The sequence below is a fragment of the Superficieibacter sp. BNK-5 genome (assembly GCF_047456055.1).
Classification (GTDB): domain Bacteria; phylum Pseudomonadota; class Gammaproteobacteria; order Enterobacterales; family Enterobacteriaceae; genus Superficieibacter.
Genome location: NZ_CP179893.1, coordinates 2,085,174 through 2,106,577, shown reverse-complemented (window position 1 = coordinate 2,106,577; position 21,404 = coordinate 2,085,174). Strand labels below are relative to the sequence as shown.

Annotated in this window: 21 protein-coding genes; 11 read left to right on the top strand and 10 right to left on the bottom strand. The window is 55.9% G+C overall.

Annotation, left to right across the window (positions count from 1 at the left end; genetic code table 11):
* The first annotated feature begins 56 nt into the window (after positions 1-56).
* Entirely contained in the window at positions 57-1,469 is a 1,413-nt protein-coding gene (locus ACMGGS_RS10100) for a PLP-dependent aminotransferase family protein (RefSeq protein ID WP_414165949.1), read from the top strand.
* Positions 1,470-1,524: 55 nt separating this feature from the next.
* On the opposite strand, the gene ACMGGS_RS10095 is transcribed toward ACMGGS_RS10100, so the two are convergent.
* The 3 genes from ACMGGS_RS10095 to ACMGGS_RS10085 form a co-directional block, all read right to left on the bottom strand.
* Positions 1,525-1,980, bottom strand: coding sequence for an RICIN domain-containing protein (locus ACMGGS_RS10095; RefSeq protein WP_414165948.1), 456 nt, complete (start codon positions 1,978-1,980; stop codon positions 1,525-1,527).
* Positions 1,981-2,222: 242 nt separating this feature from the next.
* Complete coding sequence (locus ACMGGS_RS10090) at positions 2,223-3,596, bottom strand: NAD-dependent succinate-semialdehyde dehydrogenase (protein WP_414165947.1); 1,374 nt, start codon at positions 3,594-3,596, stop codon at positions 2,223-2,225.
* 178 nt (positions 3,597-3,774) lie between these two features.
* The gene (locus ACMGGS_RS10085) at positions 3,775-4,689 is read right to left on the bottom strand and encodes an Rpn family recombination-promoting nuclease/putative transposase (protein ID WP_414165946.1); all 915 of its coding nucleotides are present in this window, start codon (positions 4,687-4,689) and stop codon (positions 3,775-3,777) included.
* A gap of 212 nt (positions 4,690-4,901) precedes the next feature.
* On the opposite strand from ACMGGS_RS10085, the gene ACMGGS_RS10080 reads away from it, so the two are divergent.
* The 6 genes from ACMGGS_RS10080 (at position 4,902) to ACMGGS_RS10055 (ending at position 9,686) form a co-directional block, all read left to right on the top strand.
* Positions 4,902-6,182 carry a DUF445 domain-containing protein gene (locus tag ACMGGS_RS10080; RefSeq protein WP_414165945.1) on the top strand — a complete coding sequence of 427 codons (1,281 nt, stop codon included), beginning with the start codon at positions 4,902-4,904 and terminating at the stop codon, positions 6,180-6,182.
* A gap of 8 nt (positions 6,183-6,190) precedes the next feature.
* Positions 6,191-6,430 carry a DUF2164 domain-containing protein gene (locus ACMGGS_RS10075; RefSeq protein ID WP_414165944.1) on the top strand — a complete coding sequence of 80 codons (240 nt, stop codon included), beginning with the start codon at positions 6,191-6,193 and terminating at the stop codon, positions 6,428-6,430.
* A 94-nt stretch (positions 6,431-6,524) separates the two neighbouring features.
* Complete coding sequence (locus ACMGGS_RS10070) at positions 6,525-7,676, top strand: double-cubane-cluster-containing anaerobic reductase (protein WP_414165943.1); 1,152 nt, start codon at positions 6,525-6,527, stop codon at positions 7,674-7,676.
* A 9-nt stretch (positions 7,677-7,685) separates the two neighbouring features.
* Positions 7,686-8,453, top strand: a complete 768-nt coding sequence (gene yjiL, locus ACMGGS_RS10065) for a putative 2-hydroxyacyl-CoA dehydratase activator YjiL (RefSeq protein ID WP_414165942.1) — start codon at positions 7,686-7,688, stop codon at positions 8,451-8,453.
* Entirely contained in the window at positions 8,450-8,704 is a 255-nt protein-coding gene (locus ACMGGS_RS10060; protein WP_414165941.1) for a DUF3343 domain-containing protein, read from the top strand. The genes yjiL and ACMGGS_RS10060 overlap by 4 nt, the downstream gene beginning before the upstream one ends.
* A gap of 100 nt (positions 8,705-8,804) precedes the next feature.
* On the top strand, positions 8,805-9,686 hold the full coding sequence (locus ACMGGS_RS10055) for an SdiA-regulated domain-containing protein (RefSeq protein ID WP_414165940.1): 882 nt from the start codon (positions 8,805-8,807) through the stop codon (positions 9,684-9,686).
* On the opposite strand, the gene ACMGGS_RS10050 is transcribed toward ACMGGS_RS10055, so the two are convergent.
* The 5 genes from ACMGGS_RS10050 to betC all read right to left on the bottom strand — a co-directional run bounded on the left by ACMGGS_RS10050 (position 9,683) and on the right by betC (position 15,183).
* Entirely contained in the window at positions 9,683-10,747 is a 1,065-nt protein-coding gene (locus ACMGGS_RS10050; RefSeq protein WP_176918653.1) for a DUF2955 domain-containing protein, read from the bottom strand. The genes ACMGGS_RS10055 and ACMGGS_RS10050 overlap by 4 nt on opposite strands.
* On the bottom strand, positions 10,737-11,804 hold the full coding sequence (locus tag ACMGGS_RS10045) for an HlyD family secretion protein (RefSeq protein ID WP_414165939.1): 1,068 nt from the start codon (positions 11,802-11,804) through the stop codon (positions 10,737-10,739). Before ACMGGS_RS10045 ends, ACMGGS_RS10050 begins: the two co-directional genes overlap by 11 nt.
* Before the next feature lie 2 nt (positions 11,805-11,806).
* Entirely contained in the window at positions 11,807-12,277 is a 471-nt protein-coding gene (locus tag ACMGGS_RS10040) for a MarR family winged helix-turn-helix transcriptional regulator (protein WP_414165938.1), read from the bottom strand.
* A 414-nt stretch (positions 12,278-12,691) separates the two neighbouring features.
* On the bottom strand, positions 12,692-13,642 hold the full coding sequence (gene choX, locus ACMGGS_RS10035) for a choline ABC transporter substrate-binding protein (protein ID WP_414165937.1): 951 nt from the start codon (positions 13,640-13,642) through the stop codon (positions 12,692-12,694).
* Positions 13,639-15,183 carry a choline-sulfatase gene (gene betC / locus ACMGGS_RS10030; RefSeq protein WP_414165936.1) on the bottom strand — a complete coding sequence of 515 codons (1,545 nt, stop codon included), beginning with the start codon at positions 15,181-15,183 and terminating at the stop codon, positions 13,639-13,641. The genes choX and betC overlap by 4 nt, the downstream gene beginning before the upstream one ends.
* 105 nt (positions 15,184-15,288) lie before the next feature.
* Here betC and ACMGGS_RS10025 point away from each other — a divergent pair, with 105 nt between their 5' ends.
* The 3 genes from ACMGGS_RS10025 (at position 15,289) to ACMGGS_RS10015 (ending at position 18,000) form a co-directional block, all read left to right on the top strand.
* Positions 15,289-16,212 carry a LysR substrate-binding domain-containing protein gene (locus ACMGGS_RS10025; protein ID WP_414165935.1) on the top strand — a complete coding sequence of 308 codons (924 nt, stop codon included), beginning with the start codon at positions 15,289-15,291 and terminating at the stop codon, positions 16,210-16,212.
* A 111-nt stretch (positions 16,213-16,323) separates the two neighbouring features.
* Complete coding sequence (locus ACMGGS_RS10020; RefSeq protein WP_414165934.1) at positions 16,324-17,160, top strand: ATP-binding cassette domain-containing protein; 837 nt, start codon at positions 16,324-16,326, stop codon at positions 17,158-17,160.
* A 12-nt stretch (positions 17,161-17,172) separates the two neighbouring features.
* Positions 17,173-18,000, top strand: a complete 828-nt coding sequence (locus ACMGGS_RS10015; RefSeq protein ID WP_414165933.1) for an ABC transporter permease — start codon at positions 17,173-17,175, stop codon at positions 17,998-18,000.
* 161 nt (positions 18,001-18,161) lie between these two features.
* On the opposite strand, the gene ACMGGS_RS10010 is transcribed toward ACMGGS_RS10015, so the two are convergent.
* Both ACMGGS_RS10010 and ACMGGS_RS10005 read right to left on the bottom strand, forming a co-directional pair.
* Positions 18,162-19,382 (bottom strand): TerD family protein, encoded by a 1,221-nt coding sequence (locus ACMGGS_RS10010; RefSeq protein ID WP_414165932.1) that lies wholly within the window; start codon positions 19,380-19,382, stop codon positions 18,162-18,164.
* 54 nt (positions 19,383-19,436) lie between these two features.
* Positions 19,437-20,333: a LysR family transcriptional regulator gene (locus ACMGGS_RS10005; protein WP_414165931.1), complete on the bottom strand. Its 897-nt coding sequence runs from the start codon at positions 20,331-20,333 to the stop codon at positions 19,437-19,439.
* Positions 20,334-20,420: 87 nt separating this feature from the next.
* Here ACMGGS_RS10005 and ACMGGS_RS10000 point away from each other — a divergent pair, with 87 nt between their 5' ends.
* The gene (locus ACMGGS_RS10000; protein WP_414165930.1) at positions 20,421-21,197 is read left to right on the top strand and encodes an NAD(P)H-dependent oxidoreductase; all 777 of its coding nucleotides are present in this window, start codon (positions 20,421-20,423) and stop codon (positions 21,195-21,197) included.
* The last annotated feature ends 207 nt before the right edge of the window (positions 21,198-21,404 follow it).

The window sequence follows — 21,404 nt, the reverse complement described above, 5'->3', positions numbered from 1 at the left end:
ATCGCCGTTATCTGTACTGGTTTTTGAATCTGTATGGTGCAATAAAAGGATACAGTATGACGCGTTATCAACATCTGGCGAATTTACTGGCAGAGCGTATCGAGCAGGGGCTATACCGCCACGGAGAAAAGCTGCCGTCGGTGCGCAGCCTGAGTCGGGAGCATGGCGTCAGTATTAGCACCGTCCAGCAGGCGTATCAGACGCTGGAGAACCTTCAGCTGATCATCCCGCAGCCGCGTTCTGGCTATTTTATTGCACCGCGTAAGGCGCAGCCACCCGTCCCGGCAATGAGTTCGCCGGTGCAGCGCCCGGTAGAGATTACCCAGTGGGATGAGGTGAATACGCTGCTGGCCGACCATCATGATAAATCGCTGATTGCTTTCGGCAGCGGTGCACCAGATGTCAGTCAGCCGAGCCTGAAACCGCTGTGGCGCGAGATGAGCCGCATCGTGCAGCATAATCCGTGCGATGTGCTGGGCTACGATGAACTTTCAGGACGGCAGGATCTGCGCGAGCAGATCGCCCGCGTGATGCTGGACAGTGAGACCGTGATAGCGGCAGACGATATCGTCATCACCAACGGCTGCCATAGCGCTATCGCCATCGCCCTGTTGGCGGTCTGCAAGCCGGGCGATATTGTGGCGGTAGAATCGCCGTGCTACTACGGCACCATGCAGATGTTGCGCGGTTTCAATATTAAAGCCATTGAGATCCCGACCGATCCGGATACAGGCATCAGCATCGAAGCACTGGAACTGGCGCTGGAACAGTGGCCGATCAAGGGCGTGATCCTCGTGCCGAACTGCAATAACCCGCTGGGTTTTATTATGCCGGACGCGCGCAAGCGGGCGGTGCTTTCTCTCGCCCAGCGTCACGATATCGTCATTTTTGAAGATGATATTTATGGCGAGCTGGCGCGCGAGTATCCGCGACCGCGCACGATTAAATCCTGGGATATCGACGGGCGGGTACTGCTGTGCAGTTCATTCACTAAAAGCATCGCGCCGGGCCTGCGCGTTGGCTGGATCGTACCGGGTCGCTACCGCGATCGCGTGCTGCATATGAAGTACGCCACCAGCAGCACCAGCGTGCCCGCGATGCAAATGGCGGTGACGGCCTTTATCCGCGACGGGCACTATCATCGCCACGTACGGCGGATGCGCCTGATTTATCAGCACAATATGGAAACCTGGACCTGCTGGGTGCGCCAGTATTTTCCCTGCGATATCTGCGTGACCCGGCCACAGGGCAGTTTTATGCTGTGGATCGAGTTGCCGGAAATGGTTGATATGGTCTGCGTGGCAAAACAGCTCTGCCGCCTGAAAATCCAGGTGGCACCAGGGTCGCTGTTCTCGGCCTCGGGGAAATATCGTAATTGCCTGCGGATTAACTGCGCGCTGCCGCTGACGGAAAAGAATCGTGAGGCGCTGCGACAGTTGGGTGAAGCGGTGAGTATTGCGATGGAATAAATAGTAAGGTGAAGGCTTCAATATTTAAAAATCATTGAAGCCTTCATTATTATTATCAGGCGTGAGACGGTTCGTCTTCTGCCATCATTTCTTCGGTAATATTATTGAGGGTCATCATGTCCATAGGCACAAATTTCCACTGCTGCGCCTCAGAGCCATTATAGGGGTAAAGGATAATGGCATTACCTTCACCCGTCCCACGATTATAGCTATCAATAACATTACTGCTGCTTTGTTTGCTGCGAATAAAACCGCGCGTTGTTGCCATATCCCATTTTTGGGAAAGTTTACCAGCATCACGCTGCTGTAAAACAATACGATTACCGCTAATATCCACCAACAGTGAATCACTGGCTACCAGCGAAATTTCGCCAGTTTTCTCATTTACAGACCACAGGATTTTTCGCAGCTCGGATTCAATTTTTCTTAAAGCCAGCGGCGCTCCGGTTTGCTGATCGGAAACGCCTAAAACCATTGTTGGGCAAGCAGCATATTTAAACATGCCAATCATGATAAACTCCTTGTATTTAGATTAGATGCACATATTTATTAACGATAAGATACGCACTACAGTAAGCTTATTTATCTCTGCGGCGTGAGAAAATAATGGGATAAAAATAAAGAGTAGAATGTGATCGAGATCGCTATTTTTAATGGCAACTAACAGAACAAATAAAAACAAGAAATTTATATTATTAATAATATCCAGATAATTAAACTCCCGCAATAATATTGCGGGAGCAATACGCTTATTTACTGATGACTCACCACCACCAGTTTCTGATTCACGAACTCTTTAATCCCTAAATCAGACAGCTCGCGCCCGAAGCCGGAGCGTTTAACACCTCCGAAAGGCAGTTCCGCCGCCGTATCGGTCAGAGAATTGATATAGACCATCCCGGTTTCAATACGCGATGCCAGACGTTTTGCGCGTTCAATGTTCTGGCTGAAGATCGCCCCGCCCAGTCCGTAGTGCGAATCATTAGCCAGTTTCACGATCTCATCGTCATCTTTCACCACATATACCTGAGCAACCGGGCCGAAAAATTCCTCAAAGTAAGCCGGGTTATTGCGGCTAATATGGGTCAGGATGGTTGGCTCGAAGAAGTTCCCTTGATGCTCGACCGGCTTGCCGCCAACATGCACTTTCGCACCGTTTTTCACCGCTTCATCGACCTGTTTAGTCAGTGTATCCACGGCATCTTTTGAGGAGAGCGGGCCAAGCGTGGTGCTCTCATCCAGCGGATCGCCGAGTTTTACTTCGCGGAAGGCGTCGGTGAATTTGCTGAGGAAGGCATCGGCCACTTTCACATGGATAATAAAGCGCTTGGCAGCGGTACATACCTGCCCGGCATTTTGCAGACGCGCCTGTACGCCGACCTTCACCGCTTTTTCCAGGTCGCTGTCGTCCAGCACCACAAAGACATCGTTGCCGCCCAGCTCCAGGGTGGCTTTTTTCAGCTTCTTCGCGGCTTGTGCAGCCACGATGCCGCCGGCTTTTTCTGAACCCGTCAGCGCCACGCCCTGCACGCGGTCATCATCGATGATCGCGGCGACCTGATCGGAAGAGATAAACAGATTGGTATAAGCACCGTCAGGTGCGCCCGCCTCGCGGACCAGATGTTCAAATGTTTCGGCACAATGCGGCACGATGCTCGCATGTTTAACGATAATCGGGTTACCTGCCGCCAGGTTCGGTGCCAGCACGCGCATCAACTGATAGTACGGGAAGTTCCACGGTTCCACCGCCATCAGTACGCCGATAGGATGATGTTCCACCCATGCGTCGCCCAGTTCAGAGTCATACTTCACAGGGGCCAGGAAATCTTTCGCGTGATCCGCGTAATAACGCGCAATCTGGGCACACAGCTTCACTTCGGCGCGACTTTGTTCAATAAGCTTACCCATCTCGCGGCTGGCGATTTTTGCCAGTTCTTCGTTTTGCGTATCCAGCAGATCGGCTAGTTTGTGCAGGACCGGCAGGCGCTGGTCGATATCGCCTTTCGCCCAGGCGGAATGATAGAGCGCATCGGCTTTTTTCAGCGCGGCTTCCACATCCGCGTCGCTGTGCGTAGGATATTCTTTAATGAGCTGATTGGTAAAAGGATTTACTGTCTGGTAGGCCATAATACCTTTCTCCTTATACTGGTGAATGTTGCAGCAAAACGTACTGCGAAGAGTATTAAGGGTAGTCAAAACAGGGGGTAATACGGGGAAAAAGGCGAATAAAACGGAGGTTTCTGAAGGCGGCCTGCTGATGGATGCCGCCTTACTATAGATGCACGGTTACGGTAACAATGCGCGGTTAATGGCTCACCGCGTCAAGCTCACTCGCAGGGAGTCCGGTGATTTTTAACACTGTATCGCGATCCAGCCCATTCGCCAGCATGGTGCGGGCGATGCGTAACGCTTCAACGTGTTTCCCCTGCTGCAAGCCTTGCTCTAAACCGTCTTTTAAACCTTCCTGGCGCAATCTTTCTGCGAGAGTCATCATCTCCTCCTTATGTTGGGGCATTCGATGGGCAAGCTGACGGAGAAACTCGCGATGGCGAGATACATCGCCGTGCACCATCATGTAGTTAAACAATGCTTTTAACTGATTGTCGGTAGTGTATCCCATCCCCAAAAGTGAGACTAGCGGGTCAAGCAAAGCCAGCAGATCGCGCCGGCGGATATGTTTGAGCATGAATTCAAGTAGCGCGACGTGTCGGTGCGCCATGATGTCATCATCCGGTGTGACGGTGATATCGACCAGCGGAAACGCTGTCGAATACAGCTGCCGCGCCAGCGCCGGATCGGCAAATTCATCCAGCCAGCACAGGGAAGACGGATACGGGCTGATGTCTCCGTGATAAAACAGCATTGGCACCACCAGCGGCAAGGTTTTATGCCCGGCATCCAGATGGTTCTGCATGGCGGCTATCGCATAGCGCATCATGCGAAATGGCATATGCGCCACCGACGAACTTTGATGTTCAATGACGACATAGATATAGCCCTCGCCCGCCGTCGTTTTCATTGACCACAACATATCGGAGTAATAAGCGCGCAGATCTTCTTCGATGAAGCTGGTGGACTCCGGCTTAAGGGTACGCAAATCGCAATGTTGCCGTAGCGCAGGCGGAAGATGGATCGCCAGAAAATCGCAAACCGCCGCTTTGTGCCGCATAAAATGTTTGAACACCGCATCATGCGGCGTAGAAGTGGTACTTTGTGCCATGGCGTTCCATCACCGGGTAAAACAACGTGATGCGACTCTACCCCTCTGCGATCCGTACAGCACCTCGCTATTTTCGGCATTGCGAGGAAGTACGAAGGGAAATTATGCACGTCCGCAACGATTGCCGATTCGCTGGAATCAGCCTCGCAAAGTGACACATCTCACCGCGCCGCTATTTTGCGAACCTGCCGTCAGGTTATATGCTTAACTTCATGGACAAAATCACTGAACTTAAACGCGCCAAGCGCCTGGCGCTATCGCTACTGCTGATTGCAGCGGCAACCTTCGTCACCACGCTATTTTTACCGCCGAACTTCTGGGTCAGCGGGGTGAAGGCGATCTCAGAAGCGGCGATGGTCGGCGCGCTGGCGGACTGGTTCGCCGTGTCGGCGTTGTTCCACCATCTGCCGATCCCGTTTATCTCCCGGCACACGGCGATTATCCCGCGCAATAAAGATCGCATCGGCGACAATCTCGGTCAGTTTGTGCAGGAGAAGTTTCTGGATACCCAGTCGCTGCTGACGCTAATTCGCCGTCACGAACCGGCGAAAATGATCGGCGTCTGGTTTAGCCAGCCGGATAATGCGCGCCGGGTTGGGCAGCATTTACTTCAGGTAATGAGTGGCTTTCTGGAGCTGACCGACGACGCGCGGATCCAGCGCCTGCTGAAACGTGCGGTGCATAAAGCGATCGATAAAGTCGATCTAACCCAGACCAGCGCGATGATGCTGGAGAGCATGACCAAAAATAACCGTCACCAGTGGCTGCTGGACGCCATTATCGCTCAGTTGATCGCCCTGCTTAAGCGCGACAATTCGCGGGAGTTTATTGCCCGACAAATCGTCCACTGGCTGAAAACCGAGCACCCGCGTAAGGCGATGCTGCTGCCGACCGAATGGCTGGGCGAGCACAGCGCGGATCTGGTCTCTGACGCGGTAAATTCGCTGCTCGACGATATTACCCAGGATCGCACCCATCAGATCCGCCGGGCGTTTGATCGCGCGACGCTAAAACTGATCGACAATCTGAAAACCGATCCGGAGATGCTCGCGAAAGCAGAAAATATTAAAAGCTATATCAAGAATGATGACGCCTTTAACCGCTATCTGGGCGAGCTGTGGGCGGACCTGCGCAACTGGCTAAAAGAGGATATGCGCAGCGAAGACTCGCGGGTGCAAAAACGTATCGCCGAGGCGGGCCTGTGGTTTGGTGAAACGCTGACCGCCGATGATGCGCTGCGCACCTCGCTGAACGGTCATATGGAGCAGGCGGTGATCCGCGTCGCGCCGGAGTTTGCCACCTTCCTGACCCGCCATATCAGCGACACGGTAAAAAGCTGGGATGCGCGGGATATGTCGCAGCAAATTGAGCTTAATATCGGCAAAGATCTGCAGTTTATTCGCGTCAATGGGACGCTGGTAGGCGGGTTTATCGGGCTGGTGCTGTATCTGTTGTCGCAACTTCCCGCCCTGCTGGCATTCCCCAATTTTTAAGGAAAAAAATGGCTGACATCACCCTGTCCCCAACGGAGCGCGAACGTCTGCGCAGCGAACTTGCCGCCTATTGCAGCGACCATTTTGAGCTTGAGCTTGAACAGTTCGATACTGAGTTTTTCATTGATTTTATTATTGAAAAACTCGGGCCTGCATTTTACAACGCCGGTATTGAAGAGGCGATCGGCACGCATATAGCGTACAGTGAGCGGATTCAGGAAGAGATGGATCTGAAGAAAATTTTATAACCGAATGCCCGAAGGGAGATCAATATTCACGCAGTTATTGCAGGGTTATAATGGGTGATCTTTCACTCTCTCCCGTGTCACGGGGAAGGAAACCATGTCACTTATTACCGATCTCCCCACCATTTTCGATCACTTCTCCGACGCCCGGCAAAAGGGCTTTCTCACCGTAATGGATCTTAAAGAACAGGGCGTTCCGCTGGTTGGAACCTACTGCACCTTTATGCCGCAGGAAATCCCGATGGCGGCCGGCGCGGTGGTCGTGTCGCTGTGCTCAACCTCTGATGAAACCATCGAAGAAGCCGAAAAAGATCTGCCGCGCAACCTCTGCCCGCTGATTAAAAGCAGCTACGGCTTCGGCAAAACCGATAAATGCCCCTATTTCTATTTTTCCGATCTGGTGGTGGGCGAAACCACCTGCGACGGCAAAAAGAAAATGTATGAGTACATGGCGGAGTTCAAGCCGGTACACGTCATGCAACTCCCCAACAGCGCTAACGACGCCGCCTCCCGCGCACTGTGGAAAGCCGAAATTTTGCGCCTGCAACAGGCGGTGGAAGCGCGGTTTGGCGTGCCCATCAGTGAAGCAGCGCTGCGCGACGCCATCGCGCTGAAAAACAGGGAACGCCGCGCGCTGGCGAATTTCTACCGCGTCGGCCAGCTTAATCCGCCCGCGCTGAGCGGCAGCGATATCCTGAGGGTGGTCTACGGCGCGACCTTCCGCTTCGATAAAGACGCGCTCATTGCCGAACTCAATGAAATGGCCGACCGCACCCGGCAGCAGTGGCAGGAAGGCAAACGGCTGGAAGCGCGTCCGCGCATTCTGATCACCGGCTGCCCCATCGGCGGCGCGGCGGAAAAAGTGGTTCGCGCGATTGAAGACAACGGCGGCTGGGTGGTTGGCTATGAAAACTGCACCGGGGCAAAAGCCACCGAGCGCTGCGTGGAGGAAAGCGGCGACGTTTACGAGGCGCTGACCGACAAATACCTCGCCATCGGCTGCTCCTGCATTTCACCAAACGACCAGCGCTTAACGCTGCTCAGCCAGATGGTAGAGGAGTACCAGGCAGACGGCGTGGTGGATGTGATTTTACAAGCCTGCCATACCTACGCCGTTGAATCGATGGCAATTAAACGCCACGTGCGCCAGCAGCATGGTATTCCCTACATCGCCATTGAGACCGACTACTCGACCGCAGATATTGGTCAGCTTAGCACCCGCGTCGCGGCCTTTATTGAGATGCTTTAAGGAGCGCGCGTGACCTTTACGATTGGCATTGATTCCGGCTCCACCGCTACCAAAGGCATTCTGCTCGAAGACGGCATTATCCGTCGCCGCTTTCTCTGCCCGACGCCGTTTCGTCCTGCCGACGCGATAAACGAGGGCTGGGAAACGCTGCGCGCCGGGCTGGAAACGCGCCCGTTTTTGACGCTGACCGGCTATGGTCGACAACTGGTCGATTTTGCCGATAAACAGGTTACGGAAATCTCCTGTCATGGGCTGGGGGCGCGCCTGCTGGCTCCGGCTACCCGCACGGTCATCGACATAGGCGGTCAGGACAGTAAGGTGATCCAGCTCGACCGCGACGGCAATCTCTGCGATTTTCTGATGAACGACAAATGTGCGGCGGGGACCGGACGCTTTCTGGAGGTCATATCCCGCACGCTGGGAGCCAGCGTAGAACAGCTTGATGCCATCACCGACGGCGTTACGCCGCATGCCATCACCAGCATGTGCACCGTGTTTGCCGAGTCCGAAGTGATCAGCCTGCGCTCGACGGGCGTGCCGCCGGAAGCGATTCTTGCAGGCGTCGTGAATGCGATGGCCCGGCGCAGCGCCAACTTTATCGGTCGGCTTTCAGCGCAGGGGCCGCTGCTGTTTACCGGCGGCGTCAGCCACTGTGCGGCCTTTGCGCGGATGCTGGAAAGCCATGTGGGGATGGCGGTGCATACGCACCCGGACGCGCAGTTTGCCGGAGCCATTGGCGCGGCGCTGATCGGCCAACGTCAGAGGAAACGTGGATGACGGAGCACCTGTTTTTATTTCATTCAACGGTCGGCGTGGTGCTCACCCGCAAGTCGCTACAGGCGGCGGGAGCAACGTTTCGGGTAGCGGATATTCCCCGCCAGTTGCGTGGTGGCTGCGGGCTGTGTATTTACCTCCGTTGCCCGGAGGCCGAAGCGCAGCAGTGGGTGCTTGCTGGTCATACGGAAGCGATTTACCGCCGTGGCGAGGATGAAGCCTGGCACTGTGTGGCAACATTTGCCAACGGATAACCGTATTCTCTGCTGGCAACAACATAACCCGTTAAGAATAATTTAAGATTAGCGAGTATAATCGGGAAAATAATTTTGCATTCTTTCCTGTGGAGCCTCAATGTTCAGGGCCGTGACGTTAAAACAGCATCCCAAAAAGCTATTCGTTTTTCTCTTTTTAATACTTATAGGGATAATCTGTATCGGCTGGCAGCTGTATTCACGCGCTAACGCGGAAAGCTGGACCAGTCACCATTCGTCGCTGCGTAATTATCATATCGCGATTGACGGTAAAAAAATCGCCGGCGTGGATAACAACATTTCCTCCCTCACCTGGTCGGCAAAAAGCGATACGCTGTTCAGCACCATTAACCGTCCGCCGACCATTGTCGAGTTGAGCAAACAGGGCGAGGTTATCCGCACTATTCCCATTGATTTTGCAAAAGATATTGAGACAATTGAGTACGTTGATGACAACGTTTTCGTTATTACGGACGAAAAGGACTATTCGATTTATGTCATCACTCTCGACGCCGCCTCACACGTTTCGGTGGTAAAAAAACTCCAGATCGCCCTGCAAAAAACGCCTACCAATACCGGCTTTGAAGGGCTGGCGTATTCCGCCAAAGATCACGTATTTTATTTCTTTAAAGAGAAAAAACCTGTCGCTATCTATCGTATTGAAGGTCTGCTCGACAATAACGATCTGCAAATCTCCGATGACAAAAATCTGCAAAGCCAACTGGACGTAAAAGATATCTCCGGCGCGGATTTCAACGCTGAAAATAATTCACTATTAGTTTTATCTCATGAGTCAAAAAACCTTCAGGAAGTGACACTTTCCGGGGATATTCTCGGCGAAGTATCGTTAAAAGAGGGTGAAAACGGGCTGACGCACGATATCAAACAGGCGGAAGGGATCGCCCGCGACGGCGCGGGCAATTTGTATATCGTCGGCGAGCCGAATCTGTTTTATCTGTTTACCAAAGCGCCGCCGCGTTAGTCGGCAATCACAAATCGGGTGGCGGCGAAGCGGTTAAGGATCAGATGTACCAGGAACACCATTGTCAGCGTCGCCAGCAGCGCGACGGTCACCGAGGTCACGCGGTACAGATCGCTGAACACCAGATCCTGCTCCGGGTGCAGGTTCTGGCCAAACATAATGCCAATGGTGGTAATGCTGGAAAATCCGACGCCTGCGCCCACTTTTTCCATCACGTGCAGGCGCGCGCTGAACGCCAGCCCGAGGCCGATCAGCGGCATCATCAACAGCATATGACTGCTGTGATCGTAAAGCAGCAACTGCACGATCAGGATATAAAGACAGGCCAGCACCACGCCCACCACGCGCCATAATGAACTCATCACCGCGCCGCGATAGTTCATTGGAAAGAGAATTAAGATCCCCGCCATCAACGCTGAAAGCGAATCGCTGAGATCGCTTACCTGAAAAATCACAAAGATGATGGTCGCCACCGTACCGGAAAGGAGCGATTCGTGGCGCACCCGCGCCGCGTCTTTGTCGATCAGCGGCGGACGACCGCGCGGCTCGACGTCCGGGATCAGGTAGTTCATCAGCGCACTCAGGCACACCGCCATCACGCTGGCTTCAACGTTGGAGAACATCAGCGTATGCCAGTCGTTAGTGGGATAGCTCATAAAGTTGAGCATCACGCTCTGGCAGACCACGCCCATTGAGCCGAAGAGAAACAGCGGTCCCTGACTCATAAAGCGAAAGCGCATCACGTACAGCGCGAACACCACCAGCGTCATGATCACCGGCCAGCGCGACAGAAAGCCGATAATGAACACCATTTCAATACAGTTCAGCACCGCGCTGAAGATGAACTGCTTCGCCACATGACGATTAAATACCGGCACCAGCGAGAGCAGCATGATCGGATAGACCACGAAAAAGACGCCGTACTGCACGTTGTAGAACGTGGAAACGCTGAGCGCGAGCGTGCCCGCCACCACAATGCGCAGCGTCTGGCGGAAATCATTGGCCGTAAAGGTGATATTGCCATGCGGCGTAAAAACGCGCGCCAGAGTGTTAATAGACATAGTGCAGCAGGCTCACCAGGTGAATTTGCAGCCCGGAAAAGAAGTGGGCAAACGGGCCTTCACTGTTATAGAGCTGAACGGTAGCACGCGCGCCGGTCGGCAGCGGCTGCGTCAGCGGCTCATCCAGCGCTACGTGAATGCGCATCCGCTGCGCGTCACGCACCCAGCGGTTAGACTGCTCGGGCTGCGAAAGCTGACCGTTAACCGCCTCCTGTCCGGCAAGGATCCCGGCGTCGCTGCTGGTGACGTGGGCGGCAAAAACTTTGCCGGGCATGGCGTCAAACACCACGGCGGCATCGGTACCGGGACGGGTATGGCGCAGGCTTTTTTCCCGGAAATCGGCCACGATATCGGTGTGAGCGCTTACTAACGCAAGCAAAGGCGTGCCTGCTGATGCATAAAGTCCTGGGCTAAGCTGAAGGTTACTCACAGTGCCGTCGGCCTCGGCGCGGATTTGCGCCCAGCCGAGATTCAGCTGCGCTTCATCCAGCGCATTGCGGTATTTTTGCAGGGTGACGTTGCGTGCGTCGTCACGTTCACCACGCTCAATGGTCAGTTGATGGATCGTCGCGTTTAGCGAGGTCACCGACTGTTCGCTGCTCTGCCAGGTGGTGCGTGCCTTATCCAGTTCCTGCTGCGATACGTTCTGGCTGGCGCTCAGCCGCTGATAGCGCTGAAACGTCACCGCATCGTTACGGGCGGTTAGCTGTGCCGTTTTGAGGTTCGCGCGCGCGGCGGCGATCTGCGCATCAAGCTGCTGGTTGGTGAGTTGCGCCTGATGCAGGGCGATTTGCGCGGCTTCGACGCGATTAAGAAACGGCGTGGTATCCAGTTCATACAGCAGATCGCCCTTCTTCACCGGGCTGTTGTTGCGCACGTGTACTGCGGCGACGTAGCCGGAGACGCGGGCGGAAACTGGCGTAACGACGCGCATTACCGTGGAATCCGGCGTCAGGGGGATCCAGATATCCGCCACGATAAAATAGACGAACATCAGCAGGAAAGAGGCAATACTTACCCTTACCCAGCGGGCAAATTTTTGTTCAGGGGTCATCATAATTATGGTTTTGTCTTGTTATCTTCTTCGCGGATAGACCGCAAATTGCAGGCGATTTGATTTAATGTGGCGTTAAACAGGTCCCTGTCCGGAGCCGGAATATTATGCGTAACGCGTTCCTGGAACTGGTCAATGACCCGGGTCAGCTTTTCCAGTACCGCTTCCCCGGCAGGCGTCAGCGCCAGCAGGCGTATCCGCTTATCGTAAGGCGATATGCTCCGCAGCAGATATCCCTGTTTTTCCAGCAGCGTGAGGGTCCGCATCAGCGGCGGCAGTTCAATGCCCTGCACTTCCGCCAGTTCGGTGACCGAGACGTGATTACCCAGTTGATGTAGTTGCATGAGGACCGTCCAGCTTGATTGTGTCAGGCCGGTATCCAGCACTGCCTGATCGATGACGGAACGCCACTGGCGTACCACCATCGCCATGCGCATCCCTAACGGACGGCGGGCAAACAGTTCATCTTCGGTCATCGCGTCTCCTCTCATTGCGCAGGATAAAGTAATACTTATCAGAGTAAGTATCAAGAAACGGGAGGGTTAAGCGCATGGATTGCGAAAAGGTGGCCAGATTGCGATCGAGGCCAGGCCGGGGCCGCCATGCCCGGTGGCGCTGCGCTTACCGGGCCTACGAGGTGGATCATTATCCGCCCAAATAGCGCAAACGCTCCCCGTAGGCCGGGCAAGCGCAGCGCCGCCCGGCATTACAGCGCGGAGGATAACCATCCGCTCAAATAGCGCAAACGCTCCCCGTAGGCCGGGCAAGCGTAGCGCCCCCGGCATTACAGCGCGGAGGACAACCATCAGCTCAAATAGCGCAAACGCCCCATCGTAGGCCGGGCAAGCGCAGCGCCGCCCGGCATTACATGAACACGGCTGAAAGCCCTTTTACAACCCCAGCGCCTTTTTCACCGCCGGTTCCGCTGGCTGACCGTCGCGGCTGGTCACGCCGTTTAACCACTGGCTCAACAGTTCAGGCCGTTTCGCCAGCTCGGCGCGGGCGGCCTCGTTGACGTCCTGCTTATCGTCCAGCACGCGGGTGATCACCGCGTTCTCCACCGCCACGTCAAACTTCAGCTGGCTGAAGAAACGGTTGAGGTTCGGGCAGTCGCTGGCGAAATCCTTGCGCGTGACGGTATTGACCGTCGCGCTACCGTAATTCGGCCCAAACCAGGTATCGCCGCCGCTCAGATAAGTCAGCGGGAAGCGGGTATTCATGGCGTGCGGCTCCCAGCCGAGAAACACGATCCACTCCTTGCGGCTCACCGCGCGGCTCACCTGCGCCAGCATCCCGCTCTCACTCGACTCCACCAGGTTCCAGTCCTTCAGCCCGAAATCATGCTTATCCAGCATCTTTTTAATATTCTGGTTCGCTGGTGCACCCGGCGCGATACCGTAAATTTTATGCCCGAACTTATCAGCATATTTTTGCAGATCGGCAAAATCCTTCACGCCCGCGTCGGAGACGTATTTCGGTACCGCGAGGGTAAACTTCGCCGCAGGCAGGTTGGCACCCACCACCTTAATATCCTGGCCCGGATTAAACTTGCTAATCACCGGTTCCTGCGCAGGCATCCAGTTGCCGAGAAACACATCCAGTTGGCCGGATTTCAGCCCCTGAAAGGCCAGCGCCACCGACAGGTTCTGCACTTTCTGCTGATAGCCCAGCGCATTCAGCACCACGCCGGAGAGCGCGTTGGTCGCCGCGATATCGGTCCAGCCGGGATCGGACTGGTTCACCACCGCGCAGCGATCCGCTTCGGCGGCCGAAACGGTGATGGGCGCTATCGCCGTCGTTGCCAGCAGCAGTAAAGGGGTCAGGTTTCTTGCTTTCATCATTGCTCTCCGACGCTATTTTTATGGGGACGTGGATAGCGGGCAAAAGCCTCCTGCTCATCCAGCGTCTGATGGTTACGAATAAAACGCTGCGAGGCCTGCTGATGGGGCTGAAAATCCCACTGCGGGATCGCATCCCGGCCCGCCACGCGGGTCAAAAAAAGTCGTTTTTGCTGGCTGGCCAGCACCTGTTGATTCAACTGCGCCAGATCCCAGCGCGACGCCACTTCTTCTGCAAACGCCTGCGCGACCTCCTGATAGCGATCATCGGCAGCCAGATTGTGCAGCTCATGCGGATCGTCCGGTAAATTGAACAGCTGCGGCGCTTCATTCCAGACACAGACATATTTCCACGGCCCACGGCGGATCATCACCTGCGGTCCCACCGCGCCCTCCGCCAGATATTCGGCGCAGGCTCCGTCCGGGCCAGTCTCCCCGCGCAGATGCGGCACCAGGCTATGCCCGTCGAGCGGCGCAACCGCACTGGCGCGACGATCTTCCCCGCTTGCCAGCTCGACAAATGTCGGCAACAGATCGACCAGCGATACACTCTCTGCCACACGGCGCGGCGCAAAAAGATGCGGGTTATGCACAATCAGCGGCACCCGCACGGCATTCTCAAAAAACGACATCTTGTACCACAGGCCGCGTTCGCCGAGCATTTCGCCGTGGTCGGCAATCACAAACACCACCGTATTCTTCGCCAGCCCGGTCTCTTCGAGGGTGTTGACGATCTCGCCAAAACAGTCATCCACGTAGGCCAGCGCGCCATAATAGGCGTGACGCGCGCGGCGGATGTGCTCGTCGGTCAGCAGCCCTTCTTCAAGCTGATACATGGCGCGCAAACGCTCTGAATGCGGATCGTTTTCCACATCCCGCGCACCGATCTGCGGCAGATCGACGTCCGCTTCGCTGATCCTGTCAAGATAACGCTTGGGGATCGCGAACGGATCGTGCGGGTGGGTCAGCGACAGGTGCAGCAGGAACGGCTGCTCGTCCGGGCGACGGGCGGCGTCATACAGCCGCTGACGGGCGAGAAACAGCGCTTCATCATCAAAATCGAGCTGGTTAGTGCGCACACACTCTCCCGCCTCCAGCACCGAACTCATGTTGTGATACCAGTCGAGCCGACGCTCTGGATGTTTCCAGTCCGGCGTCCAGCCAAAATCCGCCGGATAGATATCGGTGGTGAGACGCTCGTCAAAACCGTGCAACTGGTCCGGGCCGCAAAAGTGCATTTTGCCGGACAGCCAGGTGCGATAGCCCTGCTCGCGCAGATAGTGGCAGAACGTCGGCGAATCGGCGTGAAACTCGGCGGCATTGTCATAAACCGCGTTACGCGAGATAAACTGCCCGGTCATCAGCGATGCGCGCGACGGCGCACACAGCGGGCTATTACAATAGGCCGATTCAAATACCACCCCTTCCCGCGCTAATTTATCAATATTCGGCGTCAGGCTGACATTATTTCCATACGCTTTTAAAGCACTCGCCGTTAACTGATCCGCCATAAGAATAACGATATTCGGTTTATTTATAAGCATTGTTCCGCCAAAGATAAAATTAATTCTGTAACCGTGATATTTTTATCGCACGCGATTTACGCGCTGTGAAGTCATTATTTTATTATCGTGGCATAAGGTGCAATTATGGCTGGAAAATTACAGCTCCCTCCATTACAGGTTTTAGTGGTATTTGAAGCGGCGGCGCGCCACGGTAATTTTACCGCCGCCGGCAATGAGCTTGGTCTTTCGCAACCGGCGGTGAGTCAGCGCATTCAACTGCTGGAAAGCCAGCTGGATGCGCCGCTGTTCGAGCGCCGTCACCGTGGGGTCCAGCTTACCGAAGCGGGCAATAATCTGTATCACATTGTACGCAACAGCCTGAACGATATTAGCGAGCAACTGGAGCGCACCCGCCACCAGCGCAGCGTGCTGCGCATTGATACCGACATGGGCTTCGCCAGCTACTGGCTGATGCCGCGCCTTAACGCTATTCAGGCGTTGATCCCCGGCGTCGAAGTGCAGGTTTCCACCTCGCCCAACGACTACAATTTTCGCGACAGCAATGCCCCGCTCACCATCTGCTTTGGCAGCGGACACTGGCCGGGAACCCAGAGCCAGCGCCTGTTTCCCGAGCATGTGGTTCCCGTGTGTAATCAACAGATTATGCAGACGCTGGGTGATAATCCCACGCCAGCATCGCTGCTGCGTTTTCCGCTGCTGAAACTGCCGGAGACCCGCCCGCAGCGCTGGCTGACCTGGGATGACTGGTTTCGCCAGCAGCGGCTACAGCCCGGCAATATCAATGCGTCGCGCACCTTTAACGCCTACTCGCTGGTGATCCAGGCGGCGCTTGAGGGACAAGGTATTGCGCTGGGCTGGCGACCGCTGATCGCCCCGTTAATCGCCAGCCGCCAGTTGTTTATCTGCGGCCCGGAAATGCGCAGTGAACGCGGCTATTTTTTAATTTCTTCCGCCAGTAAGCCTTTATCGCCGCAGCAGCAAAAAGTGAAATCGTGGCTGCTGGATGAAGCGTGGAATTTTCACTATTCCGATCTCGCTTTGTCATAATTGTTATAACTTAAGCAATAAAATGACTATTAAAAAATAGCAAAACACTTTCCGTCTGATACTTATTTTAAGGTAGGGTAGCATTGCGCCCATTAAATATGTGATTGCATTATGACAAAACCGATAATTGAACTGCGCAAGGTGAATAAATACTATTCGACCCCGGCGCAAGGCTCCTTTTTTTCACGCCAGGATCCCAACGCCACGGTGCAGGCCCTGAATGACATTAACCTGCAGATTTTCCCCGGTGAGATTTTCGTCATCGTCGGTCTGTCCGGTTCGGGTAAATCCACGCTGTTGCGCACGCTTAACCATTTGATCCCGCCTGAAGAGGGCGAGGTCACGTTTGAACAGCAGCCGCTGGCGAGGCTGTCCGCAGCCAGCCTGATCGCTCTGCGCCGCCAGCATATCGGGATGGTCTTTCAGTCCTTCGCGCTGTTCGACGAGCGCACGGTGCTGGATAACGTTGCTTTTGGCCTTGAAGTTTCTGGTGTCGAGAAGACGGAGCGTCACCAACGCGCCCGCGTGATGCTGGAGAAAGTCGGCCTTGCCGCCGTTGCTGACCAGTATCCACATCAGCTTTCCGGCGGGATGCAGCAGCGCGTTGGCCTCGCACGGGCGCTGGTGGTGAATCCTTCGGTGCTGCTGATGGACGAAGCGTTCTCGGCGCTGGACCCGATTATTCGCCGTGAGATGCAGTCCCTGCTGCTGAACCTACAGGCTGAGCATCAACGCACGGTGGTGTTCGTCACTCATGATATGGAAGAGGCGCTGCGGCTCGGTTCGCGCATCGCCATTATGGAGAAGGGCCAACTGGTACAGGTCGGCTCGCCGGAAGCGCTGATTAACGCGCCCGCGACGCCCTACGTGCGCCACTTCTTCTCCGGCGTTGATGTCTCCCGCTGGCAACTTGCGGAGAACTACGCCGACGTCTGGCCCTCGCACTAAAAAGAGAATGATATGGCTTATCCCTTAGATTTCAGCCGTGAGATCGACCACGGTATTCAGGCGTTGCTGACGCACGCAGGCGGTTTTTTTGACGGTCTTGCCGCAGTGATTGACGGTTTTGCCGGTGGGCTGGAGACGGTGATTAACTGGCTCAACCCGTGGGGGCTGGTGGTACTGACGGTAGCGCTGGGGCTATGGCGCATCGGCAAGGGCTTTGCGATTTTCGCCCTGCTGGCGATGCTGTACATCATTTATAGTGGCTACAGCGATCACGCCGCGGTGACGCTGGCCCTGACGCTCTCCTCCACGTTTTTCAGCCTGCTGATCGGCATCCCGCTCGGCATCTGGAGCGCGCGCCGGGCGGCGGTGGGCAGCATAGTACGTACCCTGCTCGACTTTATGCAGACCATGCCCGCGTTTGTTTATCTGATCCCGGCGACTATTCTGTTCGGGCTGGGACGACCGCCGGGGATTTTTGCCACTGTGTTGTTCTCCATGCCGCCAGTAGTCAGGCTGACCGACCTCGGCATTCGCCAGGTCAACGCGGCGCGTATTGAAGCCGGGCTGGCGTTTGGCTGTACGCCGCGACAGCTGCTGTGGAAGGTCCAGCTTCCCGCTGCGCAGCCTGCGATGATGGCCGGCGTGAACCAGACCATCATGATGGCGATGTCGATGGTGATTATCGCCTCGATGGTCGGCGCGGGCGGACTGGGCAATGATATCCTGAGCAGTATTCAGCAACTGGATATCGGCCCCGGCCTGCAAAGCGGCATTGTGGTGGTGCTAATGGCGATCCTTCTCGACCGGCTCTCCGCCAGTCTGGCCCGCCGCCAGCGTTAAATTACAGCTTCGATAGTCGCGGAATGACTATGCGGAAGCATACTCATTCCGCTGACCGCGCGGCTATTCGGAGTAGCATCGCGGCTGAGGAGAAGTGTAACCCGGCGGCGGCACGGCGCAACCGCCGGGTTCAGGTTTTGCGAGACGGCTTCAGAAAGACGTTATACGTAGCGCTTGCCCTTTTTAGTGCTGGCTGGCTTACCCTTGAATACCCACGGGCCGTCAACGGTCAGCACCACGTTATCGCCCTTGCGGGTCAGCCACGGCGTATCTTCGCTGCCCTCTTCCGAGGTGACGCCTGCCGGACGCAGCACGATGCTGTCTTCATCAATTTCAATCAGGCCGATAACGTAGGTATAAATACCTTCGTCATCGTCGCCGTTGTTGAAGTCATACGCACACTCAACGACCTGCTCGCCATACTCCATGCGCATCGTCGGTTGCAGCGAGGCCACGGATACCGCGCCGTTGCTGACCGCAGAGTACACGCTGCACACGATAGCCACTTTCCCGCCCATCAGGCGTGAAATGGCCGGATTGATCTCCACGGTTTCCGTGCCGGGTGCCGAAGCGCTGGCGGCGACCACATCGCCACCGTGGAGGATCCACGGATACGCATCAAACGCGCCAGGATTATCCGGCGCGCAGACCAGCGACATCTGACCGTCCGGGCGCAGAATACCGATGCGCAGATCGAGATCGTCGTTATCCTCACCGTCGCCGTTATCAATCCAGGTCGCGCTGACGCGAATACTTTTTGGTGCGCCCGCGCCCTTAACAAGTGAGACTTTATGCCGGGCATCGGGTTTGGTAAGGGTAACTTTTTTCAGGCTGACTGGCGGGGTGACCGGCGCGGGCGCTTCCACCTCAATGCCGTACAGATTACATAATCCTTCAAGCCCGGAGTTGAACCCCTGCCATACCGCACGCGCTTTGTTCTCGCCGTTACGCACGTACAGGTCGAGCACGATGATCCCGGTCTCCGCACTAAACGCGCCGGGAGCAAGTTCAAGCGTCTGGCTGCCCGCGACGATCTGCGCTCGCAGATCGTTTACGCTGGCGAACCCTGCCGCACTGCCATCCTGAGTTAACGTTACGGCAATTTTGACGATCTCCGCCGGCAAACGTGAGAGATCAAAATCAATGCAGTGGCTTAATGTTGCACCGCTGGCGGCAGGCGCAATAAAAGAGGCGGCTCCCGAAGCGTGCTGCGGCGCGTTGAAAAAAACCATATCGTCATCGTTGATCACCTTTCCGGAAGCGGTGACCAGAAACGCCGTCAGGTTGACGTCGAGATCGGCGCTCGCGGTGTGACTTACGCGCACTTGTCCGCGCGCCTGCGCCAGCGTGGTATTCTGGCCGGGTTGTAATGATTGATTCATCGGGTCATCCTTTCCTTCGCTGTAAATTTACCTCCCCCGGTTTATCACAGCCGCTCACCGGAGGGAATCGACAATGTGCTGTCGCAGCCAGATATGACCGGGATCGCGATGCACGCGTTCGTGCCACAGCATCATCATGTCGAACCCGGCAATCTCCAGCGGCGGCTCGACAATTTTCAGCGTAGTGGTTTGTTTTACCAGCCGTTCCGGCAGCACCGCCACCAGATCGGTACGCGCCAGCGTCTCCAGCATCACTAAAAAATGCGGTACTGACAGCACCACTCGCCGCGACAGGCCCTTATTTGCCAGCGCCACATCGGTCGCCGCATGAAAGCCGCCGCCATCCGGAGAGACGATGACGTGCTCCAGCTGGCAGAACTGCGCCAGCGTGGGCTGTCGTTTTAGCGCCGGATGATCGACCCGCCCTGCCAGTACATAACGTTCGGTAAACAGATGCCGCTGATGCAGCGACAGCGGCGCGCCGTCGCGGGTATGAAAAACCAGATCGACGTCCTGCTGCTCCGCCTGGCGGACAATCTGATCCGGCCGCAGTTCCAGCACCGCCAGCCGGGCGCCCGGCGCAACGCGACGTAATTCGTTTAATGCCGGAAGGATAATCGCCGACGCCATGTAGTCGGTGGCAACGATACGCCAGGTGGCCGTCGCCTGCGCCGGATCGAAGGCTGTAGCGGGTGCAATAGCCTGCTCCAGCACCTCCAGCGCCTGACGCAGCGGTTCACGCAGCGCCTCAGCTCTGGCGGTGGGCTGCATACCGCGCGGGCCGGGCAACAAGAGCGGATCGGCAAAAATATCCCTCAGCCGCGCCAGCTGTACGCTGACCGAAGGCTGCGACAAATTCAGCCGCCGCGCGGCACGCGTGACGTTGTGCTCGGTCAACAGCACGTCCAGCGTCAGGAGTAAATTCAGATCCAGGCTGCGGAAATTAACCATCACTATACCTGTAATTTAAGCAATCAATTTCTACTATAGCGGCCTGCAACTTATCCTGCAGTGACTTTCTCATGTCAGGTAACGCTTATGAATATCCTTATTGTTTACGCTCACCCGGAACCACGCTCGCTGAATGGATCGCTGAAAAATGTAGCGGTTACGCACCTTGAGCAGACAGGTCATCAGGTACAGGTGTCCGATCTCTACGCTATGCAGTGGAAATCGCAAATCGATCCTGCTGACAGTCTTGCGCCGGTTCAGGGCGATCGGTTTGATCCGTCGCTGGATTCAAAATATGCGTTTGAACACGGCGTGCAGAGTGACGATATCGCCCGCGAGCAGGAGAAATTGCGCTGGGCCGACGCGGTGATTTTCCAGTTTCCGCTATGGTGGTTTTCGATGCCCGCGATCCTCAAAGGCTGGTTCGATCGGGTATATGCATATGGCTTTGCCTATGGTGTCGGCGAGCATAACGATCGTCACTGGGGCGATCGCTATGGTGAAGGGACGATGGCGGGTAAACGCGCCATGCTGATCGTCACCACTGGCGGCTGGGAGTCGCATTATAGCCCGCGCGGGATCAACGGTGCGATTGACGATATTCTCTTCCCCATCCAGCACGGGATGCTGCACTATCCGGGGTTTGAGGTTCTGCCGCCGCTGGTGGTGTACCGTTCAGGAAAAATGAACGAGGCGCGGTATGAGGAGCTGACCCGGCAGTTAACGCAGCGGCTGGATGATTTATGGCATACCGCGCCGCTGGGATATCGTAAGCAGAACGGCGGGGATTATGCGATCCCGGATCTGACGCTGCGGGAGGGTCTGGCGGCGGGTGAATCGGGTTTAGCGATTCATTTAGAATGAACGCTGCATGACAAGCCCGGCAGGAAGTTCATGCGCCTGCCGGGTGGCGCTGCGCTTACGCCGGCCTACAAAACCCTAGAATTGGCTGATATAAATGCCGGGTGGCGCTGCGCTTACGCCGGCCTACAACATTCTGCGAGATTGGCACGCTATCTGTAGGCCCGTGCAAGCGAAGCGCCGCCGGGCAAAGCGGGGAGGATGCATAAC

What these genes read in the sequence shown, in the direction of transcription:
- ACMGGS_RS10090 (WP_414165947.1), bottom strand. Translation starts at nt 3,596, where the DNA reads ATGGCCTACCAGACAGTAAATCCTTTTACCAATCAGCTCATTAAAGAA.
- choX (WP_414165937.1), bottom strand. Translation starts at nt 13,642, where the DNA reads ATGATGAAAGCAAGAAACCTGACCCCTTTACTGCTGCTGGCAACGACG.
- ACMGGS_RS10025 (WP_414165935.1), top strand. Translation starts at nt 15,289, where the DNA reads ATGGCTGGAAAATTACAGCTCCCTCCATTACAGGTTTTAGTGGTATTT.
- ACMGGS_RS10070 (WP_414165943.1), top strand. Translation starts at nt 6,525, where the DNA reads ATGTCACTTATTACCGATCTCCCCACCATTTTCGATCACTTCTCCGAC.
- ACMGGS_RS10100 (WP_414165949.1), top strand. Translation starts at nt 57, where the DNA reads ATGACGCGTTATCAACATCTGGCGAATTTACTGGCAGAGCGTATCGAG.
- ACMGGS_RS10050 (WP_176918653.1), bottom strand. Translation starts at nt 10,747, where the DNA reads ATGTCTATTAACACTCTGGCGCGCGTTTTTACGCCGCATGGCAATATC.
- ACMGGS_RS10045 (WP_414165939.1), bottom strand. Translation starts at nt 11,804, where the DNA reads ATGATGACCCCTGAACAAAAATTTGCCCGCTGGGTAAGGGTAAGTATT.
- ACMGGS_RS10095 (WP_414165948.1), bottom strand. Translation starts at nt 1,980, where the DNA reads ATGATTGGCATGTTTAAATATGCTGCTTGCCCAACAATGGTTTTAGGC.
- ACMGGS_RS10020 (WP_414165934.1), top strand. Translation starts at nt 16,324, where the DNA reads ATGACAAAACCGATAATTGAACTGCGCAAGGTGAATAAATACTATTCG.
- ACMGGS_RS10075 (WP_414165944.1), top strand. Translation starts at nt 6,191, where the DNA reads ATGGCTGACATCACCCTGTCCCCAACGGAGCGCGAACGTCTGCGCAGC.
- ACMGGS_RS10080 (WP_414165945.1), top strand. Translation starts at nt 4,902, where the DNA reads ATGGACAAAATCACTGAACTTAAACGCGCCAAGCGCCTGGCGCTATCG.
- ACMGGS_RS10060 (WP_414165941.1), top strand. Translation starts at nt 8,450, where the DNA reads ATGACGGAGCACCTGTTTTTATTTCATTCAACGGTCGGCGTGGTGCTC.
- ACMGGS_RS10010 (WP_414165932.1), bottom strand. Translation starts at nt 19,382, where the DNA reads ATGAATCAATCATTACAACCCGGCCAGAATACCACGCTGGCGCAGGCG.
- betC (WP_414165936.1), bottom strand. Translation starts at nt 15,183, where the DNA reads ATGCTTATAAATAAACCGAATATCGTTATTCTTATGGCGGATCAGTTA.
- ACMGGS_RS10085 (WP_414165946.1), bottom strand. Translation starts at nt 4,689, where the DNA reads ATGGCACAAAGTACCACTTCTACGCCGCATGATGCGGTGTTCAAACAT.
- ACMGGS_RS10015 (WP_414165933.1), top strand. Translation starts at nt 17,173, where the DNA reads ATGGCTTATCCCTTAGATTTCAGCCGTGAGATCGACCACGGTATTCAG.
- ACMGGS_RS10040 (WP_414165938.1), bottom strand. Translation starts at nt 12,277, where the DNA reads ATGACCGAAGATGAACTGTTTGCCCGCCGTCCGTTAGGGATGCGCATG.
- ACMGGS_RS10000 (WP_414165930.1), top strand. Translation starts at nt 20,421, where the DNA reads ATGAATATCCTTATTGTTTACGCTCACCCGGAACCACGCTCGCTGAAT.
- ACMGGS_RS10005 (WP_414165931.1), bottom strand. Translation starts at nt 20,333, where the DNA reads ATGGTTAATTTCCGCAGCCTGGATCTGAATTTACTCCTGACGCTGGAC.
- ACMGGS_RS10055 (WP_414165940.1), top strand. Translation starts at nt 8,805, where the DNA reads ATGTTCAGGGCCGTGACGTTAAAACAGCATCCCAAAAAGCTATTCGTT.